21 protein-coding genes are annotated in these 19663 nt (G+C 66.0%); 11 read left to right on the top strand and 10 right to left on the bottom strand.

Going from position 1 to position 19663, the window contains the following annotated elements; translation table 11 throughout:
* Positions 1–279 precede the first annotated feature (279 nt).
* Positions 280–1254 carry an RluA family pseudouridine synthase gene (locus WKB25_RS10330; protein ID WP_340570407.1) on the top strand — a complete coding sequence of 325 codons (975 nt, stop codon included), beginning with the start codon at positions 280–282 and terminating at the stop codon, positions 1252–1254.
* A 184-nt stretch (positions 1255–1438) separates the two neighbouring features.
* On the opposite strand, the gene zupT is transcribed toward WKB25_RS10330, so the two are convergent.
* The 3 genes from zupT to WKB25_RS10315 form a co-directional block, all read right to left on the bottom strand.
* On the bottom strand, positions 1439–2248 hold the full coding sequence (gene zupT / locus WKB25_RS10325; RefSeq protein ID WP_025876721.1) for a zinc transporter ZupT: 810 nt from the start codon (positions 2246–2248) through the stop codon (positions 1439–1441).
* 97 nt (positions 2249–2345) lie between these two features.
* Complete coding sequence (locus tag WKB25_RS10320; RefSeq protein WP_340570405.1) at positions 2346–2762, bottom strand: energy transducer TonB; 417 nt, start codon at positions 2760–2762, stop codon at positions 2346–2348.
* The gene (locus WKB25_RS10315; RefSeq protein WP_340570404.1) at positions 2759–3109 is read right to left on the bottom strand and encodes a 4a-hydroxytetrahydrobiopterin dehydratase; all 351 of its coding nucleotides are present in this window, start codon (positions 3107–3109) and stop codon (positions 2759–2761) included. The genes WKB25_RS10320 and WKB25_RS10315 overlap by 4 nt, the downstream gene beginning before the upstream one ends.
* 90 nt (positions 3110–3199) lie before the next feature.
* Here WKB25_RS10315 and WKB25_RS10310 point away from each other — a divergent pair, with 90 nt between their 5' ends.
* Together WKB25_RS10310 and WKB25_RS10305 are read left to right on the top strand one after the other, a co-directional pair.
* On the top strand, positions 3200–3799 hold the full coding sequence (locus tag WKB25_RS10310; protein ID WP_165377620.1) for an NfuA family Fe-S biogenesis protein: 600 nt from the start codon (positions 3200–3202) through the stop codon (positions 3797–3799).
* Between the two features lie 10 nt (positions 3800–3809).
* The gene (locus tag WKB25_RS10305) at positions 3810–5570 is read left to right on the top strand and encodes a hypothetical protein (protein WP_340570400.1); all 1761 of its coding nucleotides are present in this window, start codon (positions 3810–3812) and stop codon (positions 5568–5570) included.
* 123 nt (positions 5571–5693) lie between these two features.
* On the opposite strand, the gene WKB25_RS10300 is transcribed toward WKB25_RS10305, so the two are convergent.
* Together WKB25_RS10300 and WKB25_RS10295 are read right to left on the bottom strand one after the other, a co-directional pair.
* Positions 5694–6107 (bottom strand): barstar family protein, encoded by a 414-nt coding sequence (locus tag WKB25_RS10300; protein ID WP_340570398.1) that lies wholly within the window; start codon positions 6105–6107, stop codon positions 5694–5696.
* Complete coding sequence (locus WKB25_RS10295) at positions 6104–6559, bottom strand: ribonuclease domain-containing protein (RefSeq protein ID WP_340570396.1); 456 nt, start codon at positions 6557–6559, stop codon at positions 6104–6106. Before WKB25_RS10295 ends, WKB25_RS10300 begins: the two co-directional genes overlap by 4 nt.
* A gap of 223 nt (positions 6560–6782) precedes the next feature.
* On the opposite strand from WKB25_RS10295, the gene WKB25_RS10290 reads away from it, so the two are divergent.
* Positions 6783–7394: a superoxide dismutase gene (locus WKB25_RS10290; protein ID WP_089236174.1), complete on the top strand. Its 612-nt coding sequence runs from the start codon at positions 6783–6785 to the stop codon at positions 7392–7394.
* 98 nt (positions 7395–7492) lie between these two features.
* On the opposite strand, the gene WKB25_RS10285 is transcribed toward WKB25_RS10290, so the two are convergent.
* On the bottom strand, positions 7493–8329 hold the full coding sequence (locus WKB25_RS10285) for an endonuclease/exonuclease/phosphatase family protein (RefSeq protein WP_100460526.1): 837 nt from the start codon (positions 8327–8329) through the stop codon (positions 7493–7495).
* Positions 8330–8491: 162 nt separating this feature from the next.
* Here WKB25_RS10285 and WKB25_RS10280 point away from each other — a divergent pair, with 162 nt between their 5' ends.
* Together WKB25_RS10280 and WKB25_RS10275 are read left to right on the top strand one after the other, a co-directional pair.
* Positions 8492–10057 (top strand): oligopeptide:H+ symporter, encoded by a 1566-nt coding sequence (locus WKB25_RS10280; RefSeq protein WP_340570392.1) that lies wholly within the window; start codon positions 8492–8494, stop codon positions 10055–10057.
* Between the two features lie 7 nt (positions 10058–10064).
* Positions 10065–10691: a rhomboid family intramembrane serine protease gene (locus tag WKB25_RS10275; protein WP_025876742.1), complete on the top strand. Its 627-nt coding sequence runs from the start codon at positions 10065–10067 to the stop codon at positions 10689–10691.
* A gap of 59 nt (positions 10692–10750) precedes the next feature.
* Here WKB25_RS10275 and WKB25_RS10270 read toward each other — a convergent pair whose 3' ends face one another.
* Complete coding sequence (locus WKB25_RS10270; RefSeq protein WP_340570390.1) at positions 10751–10912, bottom strand: hypothetical protein; 162 nt, start codon at positions 10910–10912, stop codon at positions 10751–10753.
* A gap of 208 nt (positions 10913–11120) precedes the next feature.
* Here WKB25_RS10270 and WKB25_RS10265 point away from each other — a divergent pair, with 208 nt between their 5' ends.
* From WKB25_RS10265 to WKB25_RS10250, 4 genes are read left to right on the top strand one after another with little or no spacing between them, the layout of a single operon-like run.
* Entirely contained in the window at positions 11121–11423 is a 303-nt protein-coding gene (locus WKB25_RS10265; protein ID WP_025876743.1) for a GNAT family N-acetyltransferase, read from the top strand.
* A gap of 36 nt (positions 11424–11459) precedes the next feature.
* The gene (locus tag WKB25_RS10260; RefSeq protein ID WP_340570387.1) at positions 11460–12341 is read left to right on the top strand and encodes a DUF3298 domain-containing protein; all 882 of its coding nucleotides are present in this window, start codon (positions 11460–11462) and stop codon (positions 12339–12341) included.
* Positions 12342–12360: 19 nt separating this feature from the next.
* Positions 12361–13476 (top strand): cyclopropane fatty acyl phospholipid synthase, encoded by a 1116-nt coding sequence (gene cfa, locus WKB25_RS10255; RefSeq protein WP_340570385.1) that lies wholly within the window; start codon positions 12361–12363, stop codon positions 13474–13476.
* Between the two features lie 58 nt (positions 13477–13534).
* A complete protein-coding gene (locus WKB25_RS10250; RefSeq protein WP_340570383.1) occupies positions 13535–13903 on the top strand; it encodes a UDP-N-acetylglucosamine-peptide N-acetylglucosaminyltransferase in 369 nt (122 codons plus the stop codon).
* A gap of 91 nt (positions 13904–13994) precedes the next feature.
* On the opposite strand, the gene WKB25_RS10245 is transcribed toward WKB25_RS10250, so the two are convergent.
* Positions 13995–16160, bottom strand: a complete 2166-nt coding sequence (locus tag WKB25_RS10245; RefSeq protein WP_340570382.1) for a M3 family metallopeptidase — start codon at positions 16158–16160, stop codon at positions 13995–13997.
* A 162-nt stretch (positions 16161–16322) separates the two neighbouring features.
* Here WKB25_RS10245 and WKB25_RS10240 point away from each other — a divergent pair, with 162 nt between their 5' ends.
* Positions 16323–16802, top strand: coding sequence for a glutathione peroxidase (locus WKB25_RS10240; protein ID WP_340570380.1), 480 nt, complete (start codon positions 16323–16325; stop codon positions 16800–16802).
* A 111-nt stretch (positions 16803–16913) separates the two neighbouring features.
* Here the strand turns inward: WKB25_RS10240 and WKB25_RS10235 are convergent, their stop codons facing one another.
* Positions 16914–17693: a ferredoxin--NADP reductase gene (locus WKB25_RS10235; RefSeq protein WP_340570379.1), complete on the bottom strand. Its 780-nt coding sequence runs from the start codon at positions 17691–17693 to the stop codon at positions 16914–16916.
* 79 nt (positions 17694–17772) lie between these two features.
* Positions 17773–19644, bottom strand: a complete 1872-nt coding sequence (locus tag WKB25_RS10230) for an ABC transporter ATP-binding protein (RefSeq protein ID WP_340570377.1) — start codon at positions 19642–19644, stop codon at positions 17773–17775.
* Positions 19645–19663: the final 19 nt, after the last annotated feature.

Genomic DNA, 19663 nt, shown 5'->3' with positions numbered 1-19663 from the left:
AGGCCGCGGGAGCGCTTCAATTTTCTGGTTTTGGGTGTTGCAGGGCCGGAGGCAGCTGTCAGCCAGGCTGGAGCGCCGCACGGGACATGTTCAGCGCGACTGCGTGTCAGGCAATCGGCGATGGCCGGGAACGCCGGCGAGCCGCTAACATGGCCGCCCCGCGGGCGGTGGTCGCGCACTGTGCCGGATTCGTCGGAAGCGGGGCTTCTGGCCCTGAGTAACTTCCAACGAAATCAATCCCTTATCTCGCCCCCCGAGTGTAACAGAATAAACAGGCTGATGACTGCACAAGACCCCACCAAGCCGGCCGGCGACAAGCCTTCCGTGCGCATGATCACCGTTCCGGCCGACCGCGCCGGCCAGCGCCTGGACAATTTCCTGCTCGGCCAGCTCAAGGGTGCCCCGCGCAGCCTGGTCTACAAGCTGGTCCGCAGCGGCCAGGTGCGCGTCAATGGCGGCCGCGCCAAGGCCGAGCGCAAGCTGGAGGCCGGCGACGAAGTGCGGATACCGCCCGTTCGTCTCACTGAAGAAGGAGACAAGGCGGGTCCGCCCGAGGCATTCATGCGTCGGCTGGAGCAGGCCATCGTCTTCGAAGACGCCCGCCTGCTGGCGCTGAACAAGCCGACCGGCGTCGCCAGCCATGGCGGCAGCGGCATCAGCTTCGGCGCCATCGAGACCCTGCGTGCCCTGCGGCCCGGGCAGACCCTGGAGCTGGTCCACCGGCTGGACCGTGACACCTCGGGCCTGTTGATCGTGGCCAAGAAGCGTTCGGCGCTGAGCGAGCTGCAGGCGCTGCTGCGTGAAGACCACGGCTCCGGCATCCGCAAGCGCTACCTGACCCTGCTTGCCGGGCGCATGCCGGACGGTGTGATGACGGTCGATGCGCCGTTGCACGTAGGCCTGCGCCAGGGCGGCGAGCGCCATGTGCAGGTCAATGCGATCGGCAAGGAATCCATCAGCCATTTCCGGGTGCTGGAGCGCAAGGGTGGCCATTCCTACTGCGAGGTACGCATCGAAACCGGCCGCACTCACCAGATCCGCGTGCATGCCCAGCATCTGGGGCATCCGGTGGCCGGAGACGACAAATACGGCGATCCTGCAGTCAACAAGCGGCTTCGTGAGCAGATCGGGCTGAAGCGCCTGTTCCTGCATGCTGCGTCGCTGGAGTTCGCGCTGGACGACGGCAAGAGCCCATATGTGCTGAACGCGCCGCTGGCGGATGAGCTGGTCGAGGCGCTGGACAGGCTGAAGTAGCCCCTGCGGGGGCTGACTGGCCAACCGGCGGAGCCCCCTCGCGGCTGGCGTCCAAAGCGGGATTCCGGTTTTGGTCGGTCCGGATGGGTTTACGGCGTCCCCCGCAAACCCACCTCGCCCGGCCCAGCCGCAGAATCTCGCTCCGTCAGCCGCGAGGGGGCTCAGCCCGTTGGCCGGACACCCTTCACCACTTGAACAGCACCAGGCTGATCGCCAGCGTGCCCATGCCCGCCACCAGGCCGTACACCGTCTCGTGCCCCTTGGCGTAGCGCTTGGCCGCCGGCAGCAGCTCGTCCAGCGCCAGGAACACCATTACCCCCGCGATCAGGCCGAACACCCAGCCGAATGTGGCGTGGGACAGGGAGCCGGACAGCAGTACATAGCCGATCGCTGCGCCGACCGGTTCGGCCAGGCCGGACAGCAGGCTGGCGGCGAACGCGTAGAACTTGTTCTGCGTGGCGAAGTACACCGGCACTGCAATGGCGATGCCCTCGGGAATGTTGTGGATGGCGATGGCGAAGGCCAGTGGCATGCCCACCGACGGGCTCTCCAGCGTCGCGAAGAAGGTGGCCAGCCCCTCCGGGAAGTTGTGCGCGGTGATCGCCACCGAGGTCAGCAGGGCGACCCGTTTCAGGTATTCGCGGCTGTTCTCGCGGAAGGCCGGGTCCTGCTTGTCCAGGCTGTCATGCGGGTTGGGAATGAAGTGGTCGATCAACACGATCACCACTACACCCAGCAGGAAGGCGAGGGTGCCGTAGGTGAAACCGGTGCGCTCACCATAGGCCAGCGCGAACGAGGCGATGGATTTGTTGAGGATCTCCGACAGCGAGACGTACACCATCGCGCCGCCGGCAAAGGCCAGGCCGAAGGCCAGCAGGCGCGGGTTCGGGCGCCGCGAGAACAGCACCAGCAGGCTGCCGATGGCGGTGGCCAGGCCCGCAGCGAGGGTGACCGCCAGGGCGATCCAGATGTTTTCGGGGGGGATCTGCAGCATGTTCCGACGCGTTCCTTGTCATCAAGCAATCGCCCCGGCACGGGCCGGGGCGGCAAAGGCGAGGCGGGCGTCGGCTGGCCTCGTCAGCGGCAGGCGATCAACCGCCGCGGCGCAGGTTCTCTTCGATGGCGAAGCACTGGTCCGGCTTCGGCTGCGGCGGGTTGAAGCTGACCGGCACCTGGATCGTGGCCGGCACGGCCTCGCCATTGCGGGTGGCGGCCTTGAACTGCCAGCCCTGCACGGCGGTCTTGGCCAGATCGTCCAGCTGCGGGTTGCCCGCGCCGGTCAGCAGGGTGACCTCGCTGGGCTTGCCGTCGGTGCCGATCACCACTTTGAAGGTGCTGGTGCCGCCCACGCCGGTACAGGCCAGTTCCAGCGGGTATTGCGGTGGCGGGGTCTTTACGGCAGCCACTTCGGTGGGGGCCGCGGCCGGGGCTGCCGGCGGCTCGGAGGTGCCGCAGCCGGCCAGGGTGGTCGCGGCAAGCAGGGACAGGCTCAGCAATCGCACGTTCATTTCAGTTGCTCCGTCAGGGCCGAAGTCTTCGCTGCGCAGATGAAGTCGTTCTCGCTCAGGCCGCCCACGTCGTGGGTGGAGTAGCGGACGACGGCACGGTCGTAATGGACGCCGAGGTCCGGGTGATGGTCCTCGCCGTGGGCGATCCAGGCCAGCGCGTTCACGAAGGCCATGGTGGCGTAGTAATCCTTGAAGCGGAACGTGCGCACCAGCGCCAGGCCGGCCTCGGCCAGCTCCCAGCCGGGAACCTGCGGCAACAGTTCGGCCAGGCGGGCCTCGCCCAGCTTGTGGTCGCTGCCTTTGCGCGGCACGCAATGGGCCTGCGCCAGCGGAATCAGGTCGGCCATGGGTTCCTCCACCTCGTGTTGACTGAACAATGCGCCGGCCGGTGTATAAAACGAATGAGCGGCTGACGCTTACTTGGCTAGAATAGCCTGATGATCCAGATCTCCGACACTGCCCAGACCCATTTCCGCAAGCTGATCGAACGCGAGGGCGTGCCCGGCATGGGCGTGCGCTTGAGTGCGGTCGAACCCGGAACCCCGCGTGCCGACGCCCGGCTGGAGTTCGCCGAGCCGACCGACCTGCTCGGCGACGAGTGGGCGGTGGACTGTGATGGCTTCACGCTCTATGTCGACGCCACCAGCGTTGGCTGGCTCGACGGCGCGGAGATCGATATCGTGCCCGGTACGGCCGGCACCCAGCAGCTGACGATCAAAGCGCCGCGGATCAAGGGCGAAGCGCCCGGCGATGCCGCCTCGCTGGTCGAACGTGTGCATTGGGTGGTGGAAAACGAAGTCAATCCGCAACTCGCCTCGCATGGCGGCAAGGTGGCTGTGCAGGAAGTCTCGGCCGACGGCGTGGTGCTGCTGCGCTTCGGCGGTGGCTGCCAGGGTTGCGGCATGGCCGACGTCACCCTCAAGCAGGGCATCGAGAAGACCCTGATGGGCCGTGTGCCCGGAGTGACCGCCGTGCGTGACGCCACCGATCACGACAGCGGCCACGCCCCGTATATTCCGCGCGGCAACGCCGCCTGATCGCCAACGCGTGCCTCTGCCCAGAGCCGAGCAACTCATCGACCTGCTGCTGGCGCGCCAGCAGCGACTGCCCATCCTCGAGAAGAACACCGGCCTGCCGTACGGCTGGGCGATCTGGCTGCGGACGCTGACGCCGCTGCCACGTCCGTTGCACGCGCGCGAAGTGATCGCAGTGCTGCTGCCGCGACCGCTGCCAGGCCCCCCGGGGCAATTGCCGGCGCTGGGACCATGGGCGTCCCTGCGCCGCCTGTTCTGGCAGGACTGGGATCCGGCGCCTCGCGACCAGCGCTGGATGCGCTGGACCTCGGCGCTGCTCAGCGCGCTGCTGCATCTGTTGTTCTTCCTGTTGCTGCTGTGGGTAGCGGTGATCCGCACGTCTTCGCCGGACGAGCAGGGCAGCGAGGGTGAGCGCGTGCAGATTGAATTCGTCGGCCGTGCTGCGCAGGAAGGCGGCGGCGACCAGGCCGGAGCCGAGGTGGCTGCAGCTGCAGCAGCCGGTGCCGTAGCCGCAGGCCAGGACGCGGGAGCTGCCACTGCGCCGCGCCCGCAGCCCGCTGCACCTGCGCCTTCATCCGCCGCCGTTGCCACGTCTCCGACCGCCAGCGTGCCGCCGCCGCCCGAGGTCGAGCCGGCACCGGTGGCCGCACCACCGCCCTCACCGGTGCAGGCCACCGAAGTGGCGCAGGCTACCAGCGATTTCGTGGTGCCGCCGATGGCGCCGCCGCGAACCGAAGTCAGCATCGTTCCGCGAGACACCGTCCCGACTGTGCGCGAGCGCAGCGTGCAGCCGGTGCAGGCTGCGCCGACACCAACGCCAGTGCGCACGCCCGAGGTGGCGGTGCAGGCGCCGCGCGTGCGCGATGTGGATGTACAGGTGCAGGAGCGTGAAATTGCCACGGTGGAAGCGCCGGTGGCCTCACAACCGATGCGCACCACCGACATCCAGGTGCGCGTGCCGCAGCGTGAGGTGCAGGTGCGCGAACGCGAAGTGCAGGCCATGACCGATCCGCAGGTGCGCATGGCCGCCGTGGCAGGGCGCGAGCCCACCGTGCGTGCGCCTGCCGGGCGCGAGGTGCAGGTGCGCGAACGGGAAGTTGCAGCCGCTCCGCTACCGGCAGCGTCGACCTCGGCCGGCAGTGCGCCGACGTCTACGCCAGCGCCCGCAGGCAGCGCGGCCCAGAACCGCGCCAGTGTGGCGCGTCCTGCGGCGACCAGCACCACCGCCGCGCAGGCGGGTGCACGCCCGGCGCCGACCCCGGGCAACTGGGCGACACCTGTACGCGGTGACGACTGGGGTGACTCCAGCCGCAATCGCGACGGCGCCGACCAAGGCGCCGCGCAAGCCAATGCGGGCAAGGCGGATGGTCTGTTCAATGCCGACGGCAGCGTGCGCGTGGCCAGCCAGGACGGAGCCGGCAAGGTCGAGCGTGGCGCACCTGGTGGAGCCAACGACGGCTGGAGCAAGGAACGCATCGCCGAGTCCGGCAAATGGCTGAAGCGACCGCCGTACGACTACACGCCCACCTCGTTCGATAAATACTGGGTGCCGCAGGAGTCGCTGCTTGCCGAATGGGTGCGCAAGGGCGTCAAGGCGATGGAGATTCCGTTGCCGGGCACCAGCACGAAGATTTCCTGCGTGATCTCGATCCTGCAGGCCGGTGGCGGCTGTGGCCTCACCGATCCGAACATGCAGGACCAGCCCGCCGTGGCGCGTCCGCCGCCGGATATCCCGTTCAAGAAAGAGCTGCAGGAAGATAACGGCAGCCGGTAGGGTGCCGCATCCACCCATGGCGTGGATCTACTGTGCATGCAGCTGCGCCGGGTAGATCCACGCCATGCGTGGATGATCCATGCGCTTACACGTGCATGCCGACCGAGGTCGGCCTCTAGCAGGTCACGCGCTCTGCGACAGGAACACCCAGAACGGGACGTCGCGACCCACCCAGTCACGGCTGACTTCATCAAGGATGTCCAGCAGAGTGTCGAAGTCCTTGCCTGTACCCGCGCGCAGGGCATCGACATCGGCCAGGAACAGCGCGTACCCGTTGGCCGGTAGCCATTGCAGGTCGCGCATGTTGTCGGCCAGTGCATCCCAGTTGCCACCGAAGCCGGCAGGGAAATCGAGCTGGGCGGCCAGCCGCGCCAGCAGGGTGCGCTTGTCGCTCACGCCATCCAGGTCGATCCGGATCACCTTCAGGTCGGCATCGCGCATCGCTGCCGACAGCGCGCTGATATCCGAGGTGTCGATCGCGTAGACGCCGGCATTGTTGATGTCATGCAGGCCGAGGCCGAAATCATCGTGGCTCATGGACGTTCTCCGGAGGCCGGAACGGTGAAGCTGCGGAACGATTCGTAGTGATCATCGGTGTAGTACCAGGCATCGGGCGGGTTGCCACCGGTGACGATGCGCCGCGCGCCGCGGTTGCCTGCGCCGGGCGTGTCAACGGTGTACTCGCGGTAGTAACCACGCGGACGCTGTGGCAGTTGTTGTTCGCGGTTGCCGAAGGTGCTGCCGTCCTGGCGATGCGGGAACGGGCCGCCGCGCTGGATCAGCGCGATGGTCTGGCGGGCTTCGGCCGGCAGGAAGGCGGGCAGTCCGCTGTCACTACCGTTGTTGCGCACCGCAGGTGCACTGGCGGCAGGGGTGCTCTGCAGGTCAGGCGCGAACTGCGGCGGCGGCGGCCGCTGCAGGAAATGATTGACGACCAGGCCGAGCAGCAGCAGGGCGATGGCGGTGATCAACAGCCGGGGGTTGCGCATGGGCAGGAGCGGGCGAGGGTGGTGCGCCCACTGTAGCGCCTGCGCGCTGCACCCTGCATGAGGGCGCGCGCTGCGTCACCGCTGCGTAACAATTGCCGGCATGCTCACCTGCAGGACGCAATTTCCTTTACATCCCCCTTGGTAATCTTGCGGTCTGTCCCCATCATTCACCGCGCACCGCCCGACGATGCCGTCGGGTGCCCTCGCTATCAGGAGATGCATCATGGCCTACACCCTGCCCAAGCTGCCCTACGCCTACGACGCGCTGGAACCGCATATCGATGCGGCGACGATGGAAATCCATCACACCAAGCATCACCAGACCTACATCAACAACGTCAACGCTGCGTTGGAAGGCACCGAGTACGCCGACCTGCCGGTCGAAGAACTGGTGAAGAAGCTGAAGTCGCTGCCGGAGAACCTGCAGGGCCCGGTGCGCAACAACGGTGGCGGCCACGCCAACCACTCGCTGTTCTGGACCGTGATGGCCCCGAACGCCGGTGGCAACCCGGTCGGTGATGTGGCCAAGGCGATCGACAAGGACCTGGGCGGTTTCGATAAGTTCAAGGATGCCTTCACCAAGGCCGCGCTGACCCGTTTCGGCAGTGGCTGGGCGTGGCTGAGCGTGACCCCGGACAAGAAGGTCGTGGTCGAAAGCAGCGGCAACCAGGACAGCCCGTTGATGGAAGGCAACACCCCCATCCTCGGTCTGGACGTGTGGGAACACGCGTACTACCTGAAGTATCAGAACCGCCGTCCGGAATACATCGGCGCGTTCTTCAACGTCATCGACTGGAACGAAGTCGAGCGTCGTTACCAGGAAGCGATCGCCTGATCGCAGCGCCTGCGTGAACGCAGAAAGGCCGGGGGAGACCCCGGCCTTTCTGTTTGCGCATCGGTAGTGCCGGCCGCTGGCCGGTAACCTCATGGTTCTCATTCGGTGGTGGCGGGCACGTCCTGCAGCCGCAGCGTCGCCATCACACCCAGACGCAGGCCGGGCAGGTCGCCATCGGCGGGCAGCAGGATCGCCTGTTGGCGGATGCCGCCGAAGTGCTTGACCTGGAACAGGACATCCAGCCCATGGCCACTTGCACCGCCGCCGCTGGCCGCCGGTGCGCCAGGATTGCGCCGGGCCGGCTGGAAGCCGGGTGTGCTGCGCACCAGCTCGACGGTGCTGGCGGAGAAATCCCCGGCGATCAGGCTCGGCATGCCCTCGGCCGTGGCCCCGATCCAGGTCATCAGGTCGCTGGTCTGATGTTGCCGGGCATTGGCCTCGTCGGGATCCGGGCGCAGGCGCGCGATATAGACGTTGACGTCGTTGTCGCCCAGGCGCAGGCGCATCATGCCGGCGGCACTGAAGGTGCCCGGCGGATGCAGCAGGGTGACCCCGTCCTCGCTGACCGGCAGCCGGCTGAGCATTGCGTTGCCATGCCGGACCGGCTGGCTGGGTGGGTCGGCCGTGACGAAATCGCAGCTGTAGCGCAACCGGCTGGCCAACCAGCAGGCCGGGTTGCGCCCTTGCTGCTGCAGTACCTGCTGCACAGAAATCACATCCGGCTGCAGATCGGTCAGCAACTGCAGCACCTGTTCGCGGCGCTGCTTCCACTGGCCTTCGTCACGGCTGGGCAGTTCCAGCGCGGCAACGGTCAATTGCCGCACCTCTGTGGCAAGGCCTGTGGCCGGCGGTGCCTGTGGCCGGGCCAGCGCAGGCACGGCCAGCATGAGGGCCAGGCAACTGGGCAGGATGCGGGCAAAGGGCAGGGGACGCATAACGATAAGTTTACGCTTTTGCCGTGCAGGTTCCGTGACTTCCGGCAGGGCCGTACATGCCTGCCATGCTTTGGCGCGGCTGTCATGCAGCCCTGCAGCGTGCTTCGCACGCACAGGTTCCGGTACTCTTGCGCCTTTCGTTTTGCAGGAATGCCTTACAGGATGAGCCACGACGCAGTCGCCCCCATCGCCGGCCAGGGAAAGATGCCGCGCCAGATCCCGTACATCATCGGCAATGAGGCCTGCGAGCGGTTCAGTTTCTACGGGATGCGCAACATCCTGGTGCAGTTCCTGATCACCTCGCTGCTGCTGCAGGAAATCACTGCGGAAGGCCGTGCCGGTGAAGCCAAGGACATCATGCACAGCTTCATGATCGGCGTGTATTTCTTCCCGCTGCTCGGTGGCTGGCTGGCCGACAAGTTCTTCGGCAAGTACCACACCATCCTGTGGTTCAGCCTGGTCTACTGCATGGGCCACCTGTGCCTTGCGTTGTTCGAGGGCAGCCGTGAGGGCTTCTTCCTCGGCCTGGGCCTGATCGCGCTGGGTGCCGGTGGCATCAAGCCGCTGGTGGCCTCGTTCATGGGCGACCAGTTCGACCAGAGCAACAAGCACCTGGCCAAGATCGTCTTCGACGCCTTCTACTGGATCATCAACTTCGGCTCGTTGTTCGCCTCGCTGCTGATCCCGCTGGTGCTGAAGAACTGGGGCCCGCAGTGGGCCTTTGGCATTCCGGGCATCCTGATGTTCATCGCCACCTTCGTGTTCTGGCTGGGCCGCAAGCGCTATGTGCTGGTGCCGCTGCCGCCGAAGGATCCGCATTCGTTCGCCAATGTGGTGCGTACCGCGCTGACCGCGCGCGTCGCCGGCCAGGGTCGTCCGGGCCTGGCCATGGCCGTGGTCGGGCTGGTACTGGCCGTGGCCTCGTTCGGCCTGGTCGGCTCGCTCGGCATCGTGATCTGCCTGTGCCTGGCGCTGGTCTCGATCCTGGCGGGCGTCGGTGGTGGCACCTGGTTGCAGCTGGACCGCGCGCGCGGCCAGCATCCGGCCGAAGCCGTGGAAGGCGTGCGCTCGGTGCTGCGCGTGCTGGTGATCTTCGCGCTGACCACGCCGTTCTTCTCGCTGTTCGACCAGAAGGCCTCGACCTGGGTGCTGCAGGGCCAGCAGATGCAGATGCCGAGCTGGTTCACCGCCTCGCAGATGCAGGCGCTGAATCCGCTGCTGGTGATGATCCTGATTCCGTTCAACAACCTGGTGCTGTACCCGGCTCTGCGTCGTTTCGGCTTCGAGCCGACCGCGCTGCGCCGCATGACCGCCGGCATCGCCTTCAGCGGCCTGGCCTGGATCGTGGTCGGTGGCATCCAGGTGGTGATGGACGGTGGCAACGCGATGTCGATCTTCTGGCAGATGCTGCCGTACGCGCTGCTGACCTTCGGTGAAGTGCTGGTCTCGGCCACCGGCCTGGAGTTCGCCTACAGCCAGGCACCGCAGGCGATGAAGGGCGTGGTGATGAGCTTCTGGAACCTGACCACCACCATCGGCAACCTGTGGGTGCTGTTGTCCAATGCCGCCGTGCGCAATGACACGGTCACCCACAAGATCGCCAGTACCGGCTTGAGCGAGGCGGCATTCCTGATGTTCTTCTTCGCCGGTTTTGCTTTCGTCGCGGCGTTGGCCTTCGGTTGGTATGCGAAACGCTATCGTATGGTCGACAACTACCGCACCGCCTGAGCCTGACATGACCCCCGTCAATCTGCTGTTGATCGCCATCACCGCCATCCTGTCGTGGATGGCGTTCAACAACCGCAAGCTGGCCGACCGCCTGATCCTGTGGCCGCCGGCGGTGGATCGCCACCGCCAGTACGACCGCCTGATCACCTATGGCTTCATCCACGCCGACTGGTCGCACCTGATCTTCAACATGATCACCCTGTTCTTCTTCGGGGGATTCATCGAGAGCGTGATGGTGCAGCTGACCGGCAGCTACCTGGTCTATCCGGCGTTCTACGTCGGTGCGCTGCTGGTCTCGATCCTGCCCAGCTACCTGAAGAACCAGAAGAACCCGAACTACCTCAGCCTCGGTGCGTCCGGGGCGGTGTCGGCGGTGCTGTTCGCCTTCATCCTGATCAAGCCGTGGTCGATCATCCTGGTGTTCTTCATCCCGGCGCCGGCGATCGTCTATGCCGCGTTCTACGTCGGCTACAGCATCTGGATGGACAAGCGCGGTGGCGATCGCATCAACCACAGCGCGCACCTGGCCGGTGCGGCGTTCGGCGTGATCTTCATGCTGGCCATGCAGCCGAGCATCTTCAGTCACTTCCTGCGCGAGCTGTCCAACCCGACCTTCCGCCTCGGCGGCGGTTGAGGGGGGCCGGGGTCGGATCCACGGGATCCGACCCCCCGGGGCTGCGGCCCCGTTCCGGGTCAGGCCCGGGTCTGCTGACCGTAGGTATCGAGCAGGCGGGAGAACACTTCCTCGCCGATGCTCTGGAACGCCTGGTCTTCAGTCTGCCCCTCCACGGCCAGTTGCAGCAGGCCCTCCAGCAGGGCGTGATCGGTATCGGAATGGGAATCGCTGGGGTGCATCGCGGGCCTCCACGGCAGATCGCTTGGTCGACTGTCGCAAGGGGCATGCCAGCTTGGCGCACCCCTGCAGAGGGGTTAGCGGCCGGCCGGGCTGCAGCTTGAGGGCAACAACTGACGTTGCAGGCACAGACTTGCCCCTGTTCAGGCTTCACGCGATCATGGCGCCCGCCTGCGCACCATCCACGCAGTCGCCGCAGGAGACAGTCCCATGGCTTCGGTCACGCCCCCCGGTCTGGCTTACGAGGTCGAACACGATCAGGTCAACCACCGGTTCACCGCCCGCGTGCGCGGACAGGTGGCACTGCTGGAGTACCAGATCAAGCGCAGGCGGATGGTCATCACCCATACCGAAGTGCCCGAGCCGATCGCCGGCCGCGGCATTGCCGGTGAGCTGACCCGGGTCGCACTGCGTTTCGCCCGTGAACAGAAGTACAAGGTGGTGCCGGCATGTGCCTATGCCGAGGCCTTCCTGCAGCGGCACGAGGAGTACCACGATCTGCTTGTGGGCTGAATCCAGCGGGCCACCCTTCAGCCAGGGCGGGCGATGATGTATGAACATGAACAGGGGATCCCGATGAAGATTGGAAACAACCGGCCACTGCACGCCAGCGTGCTGGCCGGCGCTATTGGCGTGCTGTTGCTGGCCGGTTGCCAGCGCGAGAACGAGGCGGCTCCGGCCACCGATGCCGCACCTGCGGCCGAAGCCATCGGCACCGCCGAGGCACCTGCAGCGGAAGCGCCGTTGGATCTGCGCGATGTGATCGAGAACAACGAACGTGAAGTGGTCGGCATCAGCTACCCGCCGGGCATCGATCGTTATCCGGGCCTGGCGCGTGCGCTGCAGGCCTATGCCACCTCCGCCCGCGGCGATCTGCAGCAGGCGCTGGACGGGCTGGGCAACGACAAGCCGACCATGCCCTATGAGCTGTCGCTGAGCTTTGAGAAGCTGCTGGAGACGCCGCAGCTGGTGGTGGTCAGTGCCGACGGCAGCCGCTACACCGGCGGCGCCCATGGCGAACCGCTGGTTGCTCGTTTCGTGTGGCTGCCGGCACAGCAGCAGATGCTGAGCGCCGACAAGCTGGTGGCCGATGCCAAGGGCTGGAAAGCGATCAGCGATTTCGTCGCCGACCAGCTGCGTGAGCGTGTGGCCACCCGCCTCAGCGGCGAGGACATGGACCCGTCGCAGCTGCAGGAATCGCTGCGCAATGCCTCGCGGATGATCGCCGACGGCACCGGTCCGCAGGCCGATAATTTCAGCCAGTTCCAGCCGCTGACCGACGACAAGGGGCAGATCACCGCGCTGCGCTTCGTGTTCCCGCCCTACCAAGTGGGTCCATACTCGGACGGCACCCAGACCGCTGATGTGCCGGCCTCGGTGTTGTTGCCACACGTGGCCAAGGACTACGTGGAGCTGTTCGCGCGCGGTTAGCCGCAGACGAGGAGGTGACGTGGATACAGGGTTGCAGGAGCGGGTTGCCGGCCTGCTTCGCGAGGCCGGGGTCCAGATCGATGGAACCCGGCCGCAGGATATCCAGGTGCATGACCCGCGCTTCTTCGCGCGGGTCATCGCGCACGGCTCACTCGGCCTGGGCGAGAGCTACATGGACGGTTGGTGGGATGCCAACGTCCTCGACGAGTTCCTGTACCACCTGATGCAGGCGCACCTGGACGAACGGGTGCACGGTTGGCGCGAGGTGGCCGACGCCTTGAAGGCGCGCCTGTTCAACCTGCAGTCCGGGGCGGGCAGCTACGAAGTCGGCCGCCGCCACTATGACCTTGGCAATGACCTGTACCAGGCGATGCTCGGCCAGCGCCTGGTATACAGCTGTGGTTACTGGCGCAATGCCGACGATCTGGATAGCGCGCAGGAAGCCAAGCTGGATCTGGTGTGCCGCAAGCTGGGGCTGCGTCCCGGGCAACGCGTGCTGGACATCGGCTGCGGTTGGGGCGAGGCGCTGAAGTTCGCCGCCGAACGATACGGTGTCAGTGGCGTGGGCATCACCATCTCGCAGGAGCAGGCCGACTTCGCCCGCGAGCTGTGCGCTGGCCTGCCGATCGAGATCCGGTTGCAGGACTATCGCGAACTTGACGAACCTTTCGATGCGATCTTCTCGATCGGCATGTTCGAACACGTGGGGGACAAGAACTACCGCAGCTTTTTCGACGTGGCCCGGCGCTGCCTTTCGCCGCGGGGACTGCTGATGTTGCATACCATCGGCAGCAACATTTCGCGCCACCGCACCGATCCGTGGATCGCCCGCTACATCTTCCCCAATTCGATGCTGCCATCGGCGGTGCAGATCAGCCGGGCGTTCGAAGGGCGCTTCGTGCTGGAGGACTGGCACAACTTCGGTACCGACTACGACCTGACGCTGCAGGCCTGGCGGCGCAACGTGGAAGCGGCATGGCCGCGGCTGGACGCGCGTTATGACGAGCATTTCCGGCGCATGTGGCGCTTCTATCTGGCCGGATCGATGGCCAGCTTCCGCTGCCGGCATGCGCAGCTGTGGCAGCTGGTGTTGTCGCCGGAGGGGGTTCCCGGCGGCTACGTGGCCCCACGCTGACGCCTCCATGGTTTCCCGATCTCAACCACCCATGCATGACTTGGACCCTTGCGCAGCGGTGCGTGCCCTTCGCAGTGCGCGCGTCGAGGTTGATGCCGCGTTTGCCGGAACGCGTGACGCGGCCACTGCGCTGGCTGCAGCGGCAGCTACCCTGGAGGCGGCGATAGCAGCTCACGGGGAGCATCCGCAGCTGTTGACGGGACTGGGCACGGTCGCCTGTGACAGCGGCGAACATGGGCGGGCAAGGGCGCTGCTGGAGCAGGCGCTGGCACTGGGCAGCCAGGACCGGCATACCGTCTTCAACCTGGGCGTGGCGCTGTTCAACACCGGGTGCAGCGCGCAGGCGAAAGCGGCGTTCACCAGGGCAGGCAGGATGACCGCGTCGCCGGAAACGTGGGAAGCGTGGTTCGACCCACTGGCGCATTGAGCGGCGGGAGCGGACAGGGGAGGGACCTGGCCCAGAAAAAACCGCCCGGTCTCCCGGGCGGTTTTCGTTTCACGCTATGCGGTGTCGGCGATCAGTTGCCGGTGCCGGTCAGGCCACGCTTTTCCAGCAGCGGTTCGATCTGCGGCTCGTGGCCGGCGAAATCGCGGAACAGCTGCATCGCATCCACGCTGCCACCCTTGGACAGCAGGGTCGCGCGGAAGTGGTCGCCGTTCTTGCGGGTCAGGCCGCCGTTGTCGCGGAACCACTTCTGGGTGTTGGCGTCGAGCACTTCCGACCAGATGTAGGCGTAGTAGCCGGCCGAGTAGCCGCCCATGATGTGGCTGAAATAAGGGGTCTTGTAGCGCGGCGGAACCGGCGCGTAGTAGATGCCGTCCTTCTCCAGCGCGGCGCGCTCGAAGGCCATCACGTCCTTGGCGGCCGGTACCTGGTCCGGGCCGATCTGGTGCCAGCGCTGGTCGAGCATGGCGGCGCCCAGGTATTCGGTGGTGGCAAAGCCCTGGTTGAACTTGGCTGCGGCCAGCACCTTGTCCAGCAGTGCCTGCGGCATCGCCGAACCGTTCTGGTAGTGCTTGGCGTAGTTCTTCAGGATGGCCGGGTTGTCGGCCCACATCTCGTTGACCTGCGAGGGGAACTCGACGAAGTCGCGCGGCACCGCGGTGCCCGAGAAGTACGGGTACTTCACGTTCGAGAACATGCCGTGCAGGGCGTGGCCGAATTCGTGGAAGGTGGTGCTCACTTCATCCCAGGTCAGCAGGGTCGGCTGCCCGGCCGGCGGCTTGGGAATGTTCAGGTGGTTGGCCACCACCGGCTTGAAACCGGTCAGCTTGGACTGCGAGACGTACGAGTTCATCCACGCACCGCCGCGCTTGGAGGCGCGTGCGTACGGGTCGAAGATGAAGATCGCCAGCTGGCTGCCGTCGGCATCGAACACGTCATAGACGGTGACGTCATCGTGGTAGACCGGCAGGTCGGTGCGCTGCTTGAAGGTCAGGCCGAATTCCTGGTTGGCGGCGAAGAACACGCCGTTCTCCAGCACATTCTTCATCTCGAAGTACGGCTTGAGCTGCGATTCGTCGAAGTTGTACTTGGCCTGGCGCACCTTCTCGCTGTAGAAGGCCCAGTCCCACGGCTCCAGCTTGAAGGTCGGCTTGCCGGCGGCCTTCTGTTCCTGGTCGATCATTGCCTGCAGGTCGGCGGCTTCGCGCTTGGCATTGGCCACCGCGGCCGGGGCCAGCTTGCCCAGCATCGCATTGACCGCTTCGGGGGTCTTGGCGGTCTGGTTGGTCAGGTTGTAGGCGGCGAAGTTGGCAAAGCCCATCAGCTTGGCCTTGTCGGCGCGCAGCTGCATGATGCGCGCGACCAGCGCGGTGTTGTCGAACTCACCGCCGCGGCTGCCGCGGGTGGTGGACGCTTCGTAGATCTTCTGGCGCAGGGCGCGGTTGGCCAGGTTGGTCAGCGGCGGCTGGCCGGTGGTGTTGAGCAGGGTGATCACGTACTTGCCGTCCAGGCCACGGGCCTTGGCGGCTTCGGCAGCGGCCGCAATCTGTTCCTTGGACAGGCCGTCCAGTTCCTTGACGTCGTTGACGGTGATCGCCGAAGCATTTACTTCCGACTGCACGTTCTGGCTGAACTTGGTGCCCAGGTTGGCCAGCTCGGCGTTCATTTCCTTCAGCTTGGTCTTGTCGGCCTCGGACAGCTTGGCGCCGGCGCGCACGTAGTTGTCGTAGTACTTCTCGACCAGGCGCACGCCTTCAGCGTCCAGGCCCAGGGTGCTGCGGCTGTCATACAGCGCCTGGATGCGTGCGAACAGCTTGCCGTTCAGCGCGATCGCATCGCTGTGCGCGGCGAACTTGGCCGAATAGTCGGCCTGCAGCTTCTTGCGGGTATCGTTGGTATCGGCACCGACCAGGCTGAAGAACACGGTGGTCGCGCGATCCAGGGTGTCACCGCTCTTTTCCAGGGCGATGATGGTGTTGTCGAAGGTCGGCTTGGCCTTGGTGTTGGCGATCGCTTCCACTTCCTTCAGCTGCTGCGCCATGCCGGCGTCGAAGGCCGGGGCGAAGTCGCTGTCCTTGATCTTGTCGAACTGCGGGAAATGCAGCGGCAACGGGCTGTCGGCGAAGAACGGATTGGCCTGCTGGGCATTGGCGGCGGCCGGGGCGGCGGCGCTGGCCGAATAGGCGGGCAGGGCAAGGCCGAGGGTCATGGCCACGGCAAGGGCAAGGCGGGTGGTCAAGGTCGATACTCCGGTAAGGCAAACGAGGGCCCGAGGGTAACCCGGCCCGGCGCGCCCGCACTTGTGTCAAAAGGCATGTTGGCAACGCCGCCGCGCAGTAGCGCCACCCCATGGGTGGCTGCCCGGGTACCATGGAGAACACCGCCGCCCAGGCCCGTTGCCATGACCACCGCCTACGATTTCAGCTTCCGCGACCTCGACGGCCAGCCGCAGCCTCTGGCGCAGTACCAGGGCCGTCCGCTGCTGCTGGTCAACGTGGCCAGCCGCTGTGGTTTCACCCCGCAGTACACCGGGCTGGAACAGCTGTGGCAGGACTACCGTGATCGCGGCCTGGTGGTGATCGGCTTTCCCTGCAACCAGTTCGGTGCGCAGGAGCCGGGCGATGCCGCGCAGATCCGCCAGTTCTGTTCGATCGATTACCCGGTCAGCTTCCCGTTGTCGCAGAAGATCGAGGTCAACGGCGAGGGGGCCGACCCGCTGTGGGCGTGGCTGTCGCACGAAAAGCGCGGACTGCTGGGCATCGCCCGTATCAAGTGGAACTTCAGCAAGTTCCTGGTCGATCGCGAAGGGCAGGTGGTGGATCGCTATGCGCCGACCACCAAGCCGGAGCAGCTGCGCGGCGGCATCGAAGCGCTGCTGTAGCCGCTCTCTGTAGAGCCGAGCCCACGCTCGGCTTGCGCGCGCAGCGTGCGTGCCTGCCATGGTCGGCCGGCAGAGCAGCCGAGCGTGGGCTCGGCTCTACAACAGCCCGGCTTATTTCTCGACGAACGCGCGCTCGAATACGTAGTGGCCGGGCGTACCGATGCGCGGCGAGGTCTGGAAGCCGCGGCTGTCCAGCACGGTGCGCAGGTCTGCCAGCATCTGCGGGCTGCCGCAGATCATCGCGCGGTCGCTTTCCGGGCTCAGCTCGGGCAGGCCGAGGGTGCGCTGCATCTCGCCGCTTTCCATCAGCGAGGTCAGGCGGCCCTGGTTCGGGAACGCCTCGCGAGTCACCGCCGGGTAGTACAGCAGCTTGTCACCGACCATTTCGCCCAGGAACTCATGCTCGCGCAGTTCCTTCTCGAAATAATCGCGATAGGCCAGATCCTTTTCGTAGCGCACACCGTGGCACAGGATCACCTTGTCGAAGCGCTCGTAGGTTTCCGGGTCCTTGATCACCGACAGCCACGGCGCCAGGCCGGTGCCCGTGCCCAGCAGATACAGGTGCTTGCCCGGGTGCAGGTCGCTGATCAGCAGGGTGCCGGTGGGCTTCTTGCCGACCAGTACCTTGTCGCCCGGCTTGATGTGCTGCAGGCGCGAGGTCAGCGGGCCGTCCTGCACCTTGATGCTGAAGAACTCCAGCTGTTCTTCCCAGTTCGCGCTGGCGATGGAGTACGCGCGCAGCAGCGGCCGCGCGTCGGTCTCCAGCCCGATCATCACGAACTGGCCGTTCTCGAAGCGGAAACCGCTGTCACGGGTAAGGGTGAAGCTGAAGTAGGCGTCGGTCCAGTGGCGGACCTCAAGCACCGTTTCGGCGCCGAAAGCGGAGGACATGGGCGTATCTATCGGAAGTCGTCGGGACAATTCTATCTCAAATGAGACGGGTTCTCATTAGGCGAAACGAGAGGCGTTCTCAGCGGTAACCTGCCGCCTGCAGTTCGAACAGTTCGGCATAGCGGCCGCCCTGTGCCATCAGCTCCTGGTGGGTGCCGCTGGCCTCGATCCGGCCATCGGCCAGTACCAGGATGCGGTCGGCCATGCGCACGGAGGAGAAACGGTGGGAAATCAGCACTGCGGTGCGATTATCCGCCAACTCCCTGAACCGCTGGAACACTTCGAACTCGGCGCGGGCATCCAGCGCCGCGGTCGGCTCATCCAGGATCATCACCTGTGCATCGCGCATCCACGCGCGGGCGATCGCGATTTTCTGCCACTGGCCACCGGACAGGTCCACGCCCTGCTTGAAGCGCCGGCCGATCTGCTGGTCGTAGCCGCCGGGCAGGGCTGCGATCACTTCCTCGGCCATGCCGCGGCGGGCGGCATCGGTGATCCGCGCGCGGTCGTCCATCGCTTCCACCTGGCCGACGCCGATGTTCTCGCCGGCACTGAGGTTGTAGCGCACGAAGTCCTGGAAGATCACGCCGAGGTTGGCGCGCAGGTCGTCCAGGTCGTAGTCGCGCAGGTCGCGGCCATCCAGCAGGATACGGCCTTCGTCCGGTTCGTACAGGCGTGCCAGCAGCTTGACCAGGGTGGTCTTGCCCGCACCGTTCTCACCGACCAGTGCCAGCACTTCGCCCGCGTGCAGCTGGAAATCGAGGTGGCGCACGGCCCACTGCTCGGCATCTGGATAGCGGAAGCCCACGTCCTCGAACACGAAGCCTTCTCGGATCGGCTGCGGCACGCGCACCGCGTCCTTGCGCGAGTGGATTTCCGGTTCGATCTGGAAGAACGAATACAGGTCGTCCAGATACAGCGCCTGGCTGGCCACCTGCGAGAACCCGATCAGCAGGCCTTCCAGCAACTGGCGCAGGCGCAGGAAGCTGCCGGCGAGGAAGGTCAGATCACCGATCGAAAAATCGCCGCGCACCGTGCGCCAGGCGATATAGGCATACGCGGTGTAGTAGCCCAGCGTGCCCAGCGCGGCCAGCAGCGTGCCCCAGAACGCACGCCGCCGGGCGAGTGCGCGGTTGGCCAGGAACAGTGCCGCCGACAAGTTGCGGTAGCGCTCGACCAGGAACCGGTGCAGGTTGAAGATCTTTACTTCCTTGGCCGTTTCCACACTGGCGCCGAGCTGGCGCAGGTAGTCCAGCTGACGGCGTTCCGGTGTCCACAGGAAGTTGAGGCTGTACCCGGCTGCATTGAAGTGCGATTCGCCGATGAAGGCCGGCACCAGCGCCAGCGCCAGCAGCAGGATCAGCCACGGCGCATACACCAGCAGACCGACGGCCAGGCTGGCCACTGTGATCGCATCCTGCACCTGGCCGAACAGCTGGCTCATCAGGTTCATCCGCCCCATGGTCTGGCGCCGTGCACGGTCCAGTTTGTCCTGCAGGTCCGGGTCCTCGAAGTCCTCCAGGTCGAGGGTGGCGGCGTGTTCCATCAGGCGCACGCTGGTGACGTTGGCGAACAGTTCCGACAGCAGGGCGTCGGCGTAGCTGACCAGGCGGCCGAGCAGGTCCGAGGCGATGGCCAGGCCCAGTTCCAGCGCCAACAGGCCGAGCAGTGGATTGAGCAGCCCACTGGAAAGGGCCTCACCCAGCGACGGGAAGCCGGCATCGTGCTGGCTGAGGTGCAGCGCGGTATCGATGATCAGCTTGCCGACGTACAGCATCGCCACCGGCAGCAGCGCACGGATCAGGCGCAGGCCAAGGCTGGCGATGGTCAGGGTGCGGCTGGTCTGCCACACCTGGCGCAGGAACGGCGGCAGGTTGCGCATCGCCTTGAAGCGTTGACGCAGGCTGGGTTTCTTGGCGCCGGCAGCGCCGGCAATGGGGGAAGCAGGCATGCCGCCATTGTGCGCGCCT

This window comes from Stenotrophomonas sp. G106K1 (assembly GCF_037969685.1).
Lineage (GTDB): Bacteria > Pseudomonadota > Gammaproteobacteria > Xanthomonadales > Xanthomonadaceae > Stenotrophomonas > Stenotrophomonas lactitubi.
The sequence above is the reverse complement of the archived record's forward strand: the minus strand, read 5'-3'. Positions and strand labels throughout refer to the sequence as shown.

What these genes read in the sequence shown, in the direction of transcription:
- WKB25_RS10265 (WP_025876743.1), top strand. Translation starts at nt 11,121, where the DNA reads ATGGCTTCGGTCACGCCCCCCGGTCTGGCTTACGAGGTCGAACACGAT.
- WKB25_RS10280 (WP_340570392.1), top strand. Translation starts at nt 8,492, where the DNA reads ATGAGCCACGACGCAGTCGCCCCCATCGCCGGCCAGGGAAAGATGCCG.
- WKB25_RS10295 (WP_340570396.1), bottom strand. Translation starts at nt 6,559, where the DNA reads ATGCGCAACCCCCGGCTGTTGATCACCGCCATCGCCCTGCTGCTGCTC.
- WKB25_RS10235 (WP_340570379.1), bottom strand. Translation starts at nt 17,693, where the DNA reads ATGTCCTCCGCTTTCGGCGCCGAAACGGTGCTTGAGGTCCGCCACTGG.
- WKB25_RS10320 (WP_340570405.1), bottom strand. Translation starts at nt 2,762, where the DNA reads ATGAACGTGCGATTGCTGAGCCTGTCCCTGCTTGCCGCGACCACCCTG.
- WKB25_RS10275 (WP_025876742.1), top strand. Translation starts at nt 10,065, where the DNA reads ATGACCCCCGTCAATCTGCTGTTGATCGCCATCACCGCCATCCTGTCG.
- WKB25_RS10230 (WP_340570377.1), bottom strand. Translation starts at nt 19,644, where the DNA reads ATGCCTGCTTCCCCCATTGCCGGCGCTGCCGGCGCCAAGAAACCCAGC.
- WKB25_RS10330 (WP_340570407.1), top strand. Translation starts at nt 280, where the DNA reads ATGACTGCACAAGACCCCACCAAGCCGGCCGGCGACAAGCCTTCCGTG.
- WKB25_RS10270 (WP_340570390.1), bottom strand. Translation starts at nt 10,912, where the DNA reads ATGCACCCCAGCGATTCCCATTCCGATACCGATCACGCCCTGCTGGAG.
- WKB25_RS10315 (WP_340570404.1), bottom strand. Translation starts at nt 3,109, where the DNA reads ATGGCCGACCTGATTCCGCTGGCGCAGGCCCATTGCGTGCCGCGCAAA.
- zupT (WP_025876721.1), bottom strand. Translation starts at nt 2,248, where the DNA reads ATGCTGCAGATCCCCCCCGAAAACATCTGGATCGCCCTGGCGGTCACC.
- WKB25_RS10260 (WP_340570387.1), top strand. Translation starts at nt 11,460, where the DNA reads ATGTATGAACATGAACAGGGGATCCCGATGAAGATTGGAAACAACCGG.
- WKB25_RS10310 (WP_165377620.1), top strand. Translation starts at nt 3,200, where the DNA reads ATGATCCAGATCTCCGACACTGCCCAGACCCATTTCCGCAAGCTGATC.
- WKB25_RS10285 (WP_100460526.1), bottom strand. Translation starts at nt 8,329, where the DNA reads ATGCGTCCCCTGCCCTTTGCCCGCATCCTGCCCAGTTGCCTGGCCCTC.
- WKB25_RS10290 (WP_089236174.1), top strand. Translation starts at nt 6,783, where the DNA reads ATGGCCTACACCCTGCCCAAGCTGCCCTACGCCTACGACGCGCTGGAA.
- WKB25_RS10240 (WP_340570380.1), top strand. Translation starts at nt 16,323, where the DNA reads ATGACCACCGCCTACGATTTCAGCTTCCGCGACCTCGACGGCCAGCCG.
- WKB25_RS10300 (WP_340570398.1), bottom strand. Translation starts at nt 6,107, where the DNA reads ATGAGCCACGATGATTTCGGCCTCGGCCTGCATGACATCAACAATGCC.